4 protein-coding genes are annotated in these 3,173 nt (G+C 63.3%); all 4 read right to left on the bottom strand.

The window, feature by feature from the left end; translation table 11 throughout:
• Positions 1 to 750 (bottom strand): Hpt domain-containing protein (locus ACO6D5_RS29215; RefSeq protein ID WP_485827327.1); only part of this gene is annotated, 750 nt, incomplete at its 3' end.
• 30 nt (positions 751 to 780) lie between these two features.
• A complete protein-coding gene (locus ACO6D5_RS29210; protein WP_006227419.1) occupies positions 781 to 1,161 on the bottom strand; it encodes a response regulator in 381 nt (126 codons plus the stop codon).
• 2 nt (positions 1,162 to 1,163) lie between these two features.
• Positions 1,164 to 2,153 carry a flagellar motor protein MotB gene (gene motB, locus ACO6D5_RS29205; protein ID WP_006227418.1) on the bottom strand — a complete coding sequence of 330 codons (990 nt, stop codon included), beginning with the start codon at positions 2,151 to 2,153 and terminating at the stop codon, positions 1,164 to 1,166.
• An 11-nt stretch (positions 2,154 to 2,164) separates the two neighbouring features.
• Positions 2,165 to 3,040 (bottom strand): flagellar motor stator protein MotA, encoded by an 876-nt coding sequence (motA, locus tag ACO6D5_RS29200; RefSeq protein ID WP_105559857.1) that lies wholly within the window; start codon positions 3,038 to 3,040, stop codon positions 2,165 to 2,167.
• Positions 3,041 to 3,173 lie beyond the last annotated feature (133 nt).

Genomic DNA, 3,173 nt, shown 5'->3' with positions numbered 1-3,173 from the left:
CGCCGCTTGGGCTGCCGGGGCCGCTTCGCGGCTGATGTTCAGTTGATCACCGTCGACGATGAAGCAGCACACGGCCTCGATGTCGTCCGGGGTGCAGGTGCTGTCCACCCACACCGTCAGGACGCCGTCGGCGCGTTCGCTGGCCTTGACCGTGCCCAGGTTGCCCATTTCTTCCAGCAAGGACGCCGCGTCCTTGTCGGACACCTTGGTGATCCGCACCTTCAGCGGCAGATTGCCGGCGTCTGCAGCCGCTTGCGCGGGGGCCGGTGCCGACACGGGCGCCGGTGCAGCCGCAACAGGTGCCGGTGCCGGCGCCGCAGCGGGTGCGGCCGCGGCCGCGGCAGGATCCTTATGCTCCAGCGCCAACTGCCTCAACACGGCGCAGATACGCTCAAACACGGCTTCATCGGGCTCTTCGGAGGCCCGGTAGGCATCCAGTTGGCTTTTGAGCACGTCTTTCGTTTCCAAGAAGATATCAATCATGTCCGTGCGCAGCGCCATTTCGCCGCGACGGATTGCGTCCAGAAGGTTTTCCAGCAGGTGGGTGGTGCCCGCAAGCTGCGTGAAGCAGCCGAATGTCGCCGCACCGCCCTTGATCGAGTGGGCCGCGCGGAAGATCGCGTTGAGCTGCTCGATGTCGGGCGCGCCCACATCCAGTTCCAGCAGCAACTGCTCCATCTGCGCGAGCAGCTCGTCCGCCTCGTCGAAAAAGGTCTCGTAAAACTGACTGAGGTCCAAACCAGAACTCATGACCCGTACGCCTTCATAAATGAACCTGCTTTACGCGCCGGCCTGCTCATCGAGCAGCTCGGTCGCCAATTCCACCAGCACATCGGGGTCGACCGGCTTGGACAGCCAGCCACAAACGCCCAGATCCCGGGCGGCCATCTTGCTACCCACGTCGTCTTCGGTGGTGAGCACCAGCACGGGCACGTCCAGGTACTGGTCCTGCTCGCGCAGGCCCTGGATCAGTTGCAACCCGCCCATGACCGGCATGTTCCAGTCGCTGACGACCAGGTCCACCGGGTGGTTCTTCGCCACTTCCAGCGCTTCCTGGCCATTGCCGGCCGTCAATACCTTCCATCCCGCGCCCGTCAGCGTCGCCTGAACGATCATCCGCATCGTCGCCGAATCGTCCGCCACCAGAATCGTTGCCGCCATTGCTATCGAACCCCTTCGGCGGGCGGCGCATTCGCCGCTTCGCCTTGCTTGGTTGCCGTCGCGGCCTGGGCGGCGGCTTGCACCGCCTCCACGGCCGTTCCCACCTCGCGGGCATCTTTCGCGCTGACGTCCGCCGCGGCGGCGTTCTCGTTTTCGATGCGCTTCTGGGTGTTCATATTGAGCACCACGAGGCTGATACGTCTATTAACGGCCGCGTAAGGATCATCTTTAACCAGACTCATGCTGGAAGACAGCCCCTGGATGCGCATGACCTTGCTTTCGTTCATGCCGCCGGCCACCAGTTCCTGGCGGGACGCGTTGGCGCGGTCGGCGGAAAGCTCCCAATTACTGTAGGCGCGCTCGCCGCGCGCATATTGCGAGGCGTCCGTGTGACCCGAAATGCTGACCTTGTTCGGCAGCTCGTTCAGCACCGGCCCCAATTCCCGCAGGATGTCGCGCATATAGGGCTGCACTTCCGCGCGGCCGGTCGCGAACATCGGGCGGTTCTGGTTGTCGATGATCTGGATGCGCAGGCCTTCCGTCGTCAGGTCGATCAGCAGCTGCGGCCTGAAGCTCTTCAGGACAGGGCTGGTATCGATGACGTTCTCAAGCCGCTTCTTCAGGTTTTCCAGGCGGTGCTGCTCGCGGCGCTCCGCGTCGCCCATGGGCTGCGCTTCGACGCGGTTGCCCTGGGCGCGGCGCACATCGCCCTCGCTGCGCAGGGGATCTTGCCCTCCCCCCGGCACCGCGCTGGTTTCGGCCGAGTTGTTGGGCCCGCCCATGATCGCCACGCGCAACGGCATGCGGAAATACTCCGCGATGCCCTTGAGTTCTTCGCGCGGCACGATGCTGATCAGCCACATCACCAGGAAAAACGCCATCATCGCCGTGATGAAGTCGGCGTAAGCGATCTTCCAGCTGCCCCCGTGGTGCCCACCGCCCTTTACCTTCTTGCGGCGGATCACCACACGGTGGTTGTTTACCGTGCTCATGGCCCGCTCCGTCAGGCCTTGCCGGTCGCGGTCGACTTGGTTTGCCGGACGTGCTCTTCCAGCTCACCGAAGGTCGGACGCACGGACGAGAACAGCACCTTGCGGCCGAACTCCACCGCCAACTGGGGCGGGTAGCCGTTCATGCTGGCCAGCAGCGTGGTCTTGATGCATTCCAGCACTTTCATGGCTTCGTCCGTCCGGCGCTCGACGCGCGAGGCCAGCGGCCCCACGAAGCCGTAGGCCAGCAAAATACCCAGGAACGTGCCGACCATGGCCTTGGAGATCAGGTCGCCCAGGATCGCGGGCGGCTGGTCCACGGCGGCCAGCGCCTTGATCACGCCCAGCACCGCGGCCACGATGCCGAATGCGGGCAGGCCATCGGCCATCTGGTGCAACGCGTGCGCCGGAACTTCGCGTTCATGGCGATAGGTCTCGATTTCCTCGTCCATGAGCGTTTCGATTTCGAACGAGCTCATGTTGCCGCTGATCATGATGCGCAGGTAGTCCGTGATGAACTCCATGAGCTTCGCGTCTTTGGCGATGCGGGGATATTCGCTGAAGATCGGGCTGGAGGCCGGATCCTCGATATGCGATTCGATGGCCATCAGGCCTTCGCGACGCGCTTTATTCAGCAATACATACAGGAGCGCCATCAGCTCCATGTACACGTCCTTGCCGTAGCGCGAACTCTTGAGCGCGTCAGGCAGCGCCTTCTTGACCAGCATCAGCGACTTTTTGCTGTTGCCGGCCAGGAACGCCCCTAGGGCCGAACCAAAGATCAGCGTCAGCTCGAAGGGCTGGTAAAGCGCGCCCAAATGGCCGCCCAGCGCTATGAAGCTACCGACGACCGACACGATCACCACGAGAAAACCGATAACAATCAACACATCAGGCCCCTGCCAACGAAGTCTAAAACTGGCGTCAATGATCCCCTGTTCCCCCCGACCCAAAAAGGCGGGTTACGGGGAGTTTTCCAGGGCTTTTGATGTATTTGGCCGTCGCAGGCCCGGGCGCGGGCGC

The sequence above is a fragment of the Achromobacter sp. genome, assembly GCF_057314935.1.
This window is presented reverse-complemented; position numbering and strand designations above follow the sequence as displayed.